Source organism: Roseibium sp. AWQ4_254 (genome assembly GCF_056161025.1).
Genome location: NZ_JBSWYH010000068.1, coordinates 1 through 4,169 on the forward strand (window position 1 = coordinate 1; position 4,169 = coordinate 4,169).

The window sequence follows — 4,169 nt, forward strand, 5'->3', positions numbered from 1 at the left end:
GCTGGCCTCCTTGTCCAGCCCTCAGCTTGAATCACTATTCACCACAAAAGGGAACCCAAGACGATTCAGACTTTTTGGGAAATGCTCTAGTCTGTCCGGCGAACCACGGTTCCGCCCCGTTTCCGCCAAAAACTGTCTCCAAGAAGTTCGGCCGTCAAGTCGACGGAGTGACAATGTCAGGCTGCAGAGTGCTGCGCTGCAGCGATGGCGAATATTCCAAGGTAAGCAATGGGCCGTGAGTGACGCCAGACGGAGTGACTGGAACTGGACTTACTGAAAGGGGCAGGACGACGGCTCCAAGAGACTAACTGTCGACGTTGCGGTCGTTTGCATCATCCTCCGCTAGAGAACAGTGCGCCGGTAATAGCGCCCGCAAAAGCGAGGACGCCGGTCAGAACTGGTATCCACCAACGCGAGGAGCGTTGTTGATCGATCGCTCGCTCGTGGAGTTCGATCGCAACCGAAATCAGAGCTTGGATTTCATTAGGCTCCAAGGGCCGACGACTCACCCGGTCATAAGGCGTTCCCGGAATCTGATGATCTGGCAATACTTCTGGAACGCCATCGACGTCGTAATCTCGCGGTAAAGTCCGACGCCAAACAAGGGACGCCTTGGCTTTCCCTTGGTCAAACCTGAAAAACTCTGGGTGGTCCTCAAAAACGGCCTTCCAGTGCTCACCACTTTTTCGCGGGCCACCTATCCTGTTTGCCCACGCTTCAAAATCTAACTTGTAGAATTTGTATGCGCCCATAGCAGTCAGCGCGGCGATGATATCGGGCAACCTACCGTGTATGAGATAAGGGTTCTTCATGCGCCACTACATTTTTTTCGCAAAGTCGTGTCGAGGTGCAGTTTGCACCGAAAAGTTTAATTGTGGAACTGAGGCTTGTTGGAAAGAGCTTGAGCCGAGATTACGCTGCACCTGATCTCCTCGAACGCCTTCTTCGGAAAAGTCACACCGCAGCACCAATGTCCAACGCTGGATGTCCGCATTGGGCCGGAGGTAGTAAACCATTAGAATTGACGCGAATGTTGGAAATCTGACATGTGCGAAGCAAACTAAGGGTGGACTGCAGGCATTGAGAGGAAGTTTCAGCACTCTTGCCTATCAATCCAAGCCTTCGCTTCGGCTTCAGTTCCAAATGCAAGATCAGCGTTTCGATGCTGCCGCTCTTTGCCGTCAACTTCTAAGACCTCCCACACCTCATAAAAGACGGCATTCTCTCCATCGGGCGTTTTAAGGTTTGCCATCCGTTGGATCCGGTAGCGCCTTTTCATCTTTCCTCCCAAACCTCAGTCACGAGCATTCCCGATACTATCGAAGCGCGCGGGGACCGGCTAGTCGGCGAGCGTCCGGAATATGGCCCGAGTATCCAACGCCGAAGGAGAGGGAGCATATGACGCTCATGCTTGCCCAGGCCGTCAACGACTTCCACTTCTCCTTCGGTGTCGGCAACCGGCGGGAGGTGCTCGTCGCCCACCACCGCACTGTCCTCCAGGTTCAAGATCACATCCAGACACCCGACGTATACCATCGGCACGTTTCCAGTAAGGATGTCGACGATGCAATCTGGGGGCCCGTGATCATCGAGATCGCATCGCAGCTGAAGTTCGTCCCAGGTATGTCGGCCGAAACGTGGCTCTTGAGAGCTCGCGCTGTTCTGAGCCTCGGTCTCGTGTCGTCCGCAACCATCGGGCAGCGCCTGCCATCGACATCCGACCTTGAGGCGGCGTTGGCCAGCCCGCCACTGGATTCGCATCCCGCGCGCACGATCCACTCGGCGAAGGGGGTGGAGTTCGCTGCGGCCTATGGCCCGAACGCGCCCGTCTGGGGCATTGCTCCCTTCGTGAATTTGCTGGGCACTTTTGGTAACTCGAAGTACCTCTACCAATGGGTGCGGGTATGGTGGCATGTCGGCGATCTCGAGTTCTCGGAGTTCGATCCAGCGTTTCTGAGAATTCAGGAGGACCCCCATGAAACCGCCCGTGGCTTCTGCCACTCTGCGAAAGTCGACCATGTGGCGCCGCGCTACGAATGCCCTTTTATCAATCCATACTGGGGAGAGGACCAGATTGTCGCTTCACTGTATTCCTGAGATCGTCCGATGACCGCCAACTTCGAAACTTGTCCGGCCATTTATGCCATCCTGAATCGCTACAGTCCGACCCGGAACCACGGTCGGCGTGCAATCAGAATCGAGAGTCCAGATTCCGTCCATCTAAACCAGATCGAAGATGTAGCGCGAGAGCTGCAGCTCCCTGAGGTGATGGCACAGCTGGACGCGGCAGAGGTCGCAACCTTGGCTGCGGCAGCGGCCATCTCCCAAGAACAGTACGGTAATGATGCCGGTGCGTCGATCGCGCTTCAGGCACTCCTCTCGTCACGCCCGGGCGAACTCGATGCCGACATCGCACAGGTGGCGATAACTAGGCACGGCCTCCATCGCGACGTCTTGAAGGTTTTGCCCGAAATAGTGAAGTCGGCTGCCATGATCGAGGCGATCATTGAGGCGGCGTCGCAAGGAGCGCTTGCCGGCTGGCATCACGATGTCGACGTGAACGCCTTGGAGATCCGGGATCTGCAACAGGCCAGGCGGGCGTTCCCTGCCGTGGAGGGACACGCCGCCGACCTCGTGCCGACCGTCTTTGTCGCTGCGACGGCTCGTGGGCTCGGTTGGACGCCATGGGTTAAGCTCTTCGCGATCCTGTGCGATGAAATCGAGCTTGCCGACGTGACCAAGACCGCCATTCCCGAGAAGCGTGAATGGGATACCGACGATACGCTGGCGATGCGGCAGGCAACGTGGGAGGCGATACGGTCCGACGGCCCGGTCAGAGAGGTCGCGCGGCTGATCCTCGACCTCGGCGGAGCGCTTTCCACCTCAGGTCCTGACGTCCGCGCAGTCTACGTCCAGCGTTTGCGCAAGGCTATCGGTGATGACGCAGATCTGCGCCGGGCGACCGTGGAGGCGCTGCTCAGCCGCAGCCCGCTGCAACAGCACGATCTTGCGCTCTTCGCAGCGACGCGACTGGTGGAGGCAGATGATGCGGATTTCGTCGAAGCACTCGTCGACCACCCAGACCGAGAAGTCGGGTACCGGGCGGACATGGTGCGCCTTGCTGTCTTCGACAAATTGGCCGGTGACGAAGTCTGGCCGGCGCCGGGTCTGAGCACCATCGCTGGCGGGCTTTTCAGCATCGGTCTCAAACCAATTCCGTCTGAACACTCGCCCACCTGGATCGGTGACCGGCTCCTCGAACTGCTCATCGAGCAAACAGTGGCCGGTGAGGAGAGGAGGTTCGCGCAGCAATATCGAGATCACAGCGAGGAGGGCGAGGAGGGACTGCTTCGCAGCTTCTTCTCCGACCTCGCCTTCCGCTTTCGCGATTTGGGGGACGGTCTTCGGGCGACGGCGAGGGCCACCAGATCGGCGCGCAGCACGAGCATCGAACTAAACTATCGGCCGGTCGACAAGTCAGAGGAGGGGAAGCCGGGGGTGAACCCGAAGGGCAATGCGGTGCCACCCTCGTTTTCCGCTGATCTCTGCCTGATCGTGGATCCGTATCTTGATGGTCGTCCGCTCGGCAAGCGCGTCACGCTCGTGCAGGCGAAGCGGCTGCGGCTCAAGAAATCTAGCCACCCGGAGAAGGGCCTAGCCAATTCCTTTAGGCTGGAACCTGAGCAGATGACGGACTTGATCCGCCAGACCGGGTCGTCCTTCTATATGTTCCAATGCCCGGGGCTGCTCGACAGGGGTGTGCCGATGATCCCGACGCAACTGGTCGAGGATTTGGCGCGGTATCACGCTGCGAGCGCCGCCCAGATCCCGGCGGACTTGGTCGGTCCTGCGTCTCGCCCGTTCGCGGAATGGCTCACGTATATGGTTCTCGGGTTGCGGACCGGTGATCCGCTGGCGGAGCTCTTGGCTAAGGCCAAGGGTGGTGTCGGACGGCGCCCGCGCCCGTTGGCGAGGTTCGGAACTGTTGAAATCGAGCTGCGCGTGAATGATATCAAGCCAAGGGATAGCTAAGGCGCGTCACGGTCGGGCTGATCGGCGTTTACATTGGCGGAATCGGTGAGACTGTCCGGAATTCTGTGCCCTGGCGTGGTAGCTCTGAGATGAGGAGACCCACGTATGAGCATCGACAAAGACCTTTTGGACCAGCT

General features: G+C 58.7%; 4 protein-coding genes. 2 read left to right on the top strand and 2 right to left on the bottom strand.

Annotated features, from left to right (window positions below):
• Window positions 1-332: 332 nt before the first annotated feature.
• Together ACXAIC_RS24510 and ACXAIC_RS24515 are read right to left on the bottom strand one after the other, a co-directional pair.
• Window positions 333-812 (bottom strand): hypothetical protein, encoded by a 480-nt coding sequence (locus tag ACXAIC_RS24510; RefSeq protein ID WP_475186997.1) that lies wholly within the window; start codon window positions 810-812, stop codon window positions 333-335.
• A 281-nt stretch (window positions 813-1,093) separates the two neighbouring features.
• Window positions 1,094-1,279, bottom strand: coding sequence for a hypothetical protein (locus tag ACXAIC_RS24515; protein WP_475186998.1), 186 nt, complete (start codon window positions 1,277-1,279; stop codon window positions 1,094-1,096).
• Between the two features lie 119 nt (window positions 1,280-1,398).
• On the opposite strand from ACXAIC_RS24515, the gene ACXAIC_RS24520 reads away from it, so the two are divergent.
• Both ACXAIC_RS24520 and ACXAIC_RS24525 read left to right on the top strand, forming a co-directional pair.
• On the top strand, window positions 1,399-2,097 hold the full coding sequence (locus ACXAIC_RS24520) for a hypothetical protein (protein ID WP_475187000.1): 699 nt from the start codon (window positions 1,399-1,401) through the stop codon (window positions 2,095-2,097).
• Between the two features lie 9 nt (window positions 2,098-2,106).
• On the top strand, window positions 2,107-4,032 hold the full coding sequence (locus ACXAIC_RS24525; RefSeq protein WP_475187002.1) for a hypothetical protein: 1,926 nt from the start codon (window positions 2,107-2,109) through the stop codon (window positions 4,030-4,032).
• The last annotated feature ends 137 nt before the right edge of the window (window positions 4,033-4,169 follow it).

Coding starts and splice junctions, on each gene's coding strand:
- ACXAIC_RS24520 (WP_475187000.1), top strand. CDS start 1,399: ATGACGCTCATGCTTGCCCAGGCCGTCAACGACTTCCACTTCTCCTTC.
- ACXAIC_RS24515 (WP_475186998.1), bottom strand. CDS start 1,279: ATGAAAAGGCGCTACCGGATCCAACGGATGGCAAACCTTAAAACGCCC.
- ACXAIC_RS24525 (WP_475187002.1), top strand. CDS start 2,107: ATGACCGCCAACTTCGAAACTTGTCCGGCCATTTATGCCATCCTGAAT.
- ACXAIC_RS24510 (WP_475186997.1), bottom strand. CDS start 812: ATGAAGAACCCTTATCTCATACACGGTAGGTTGCCCGATATCATCGCC.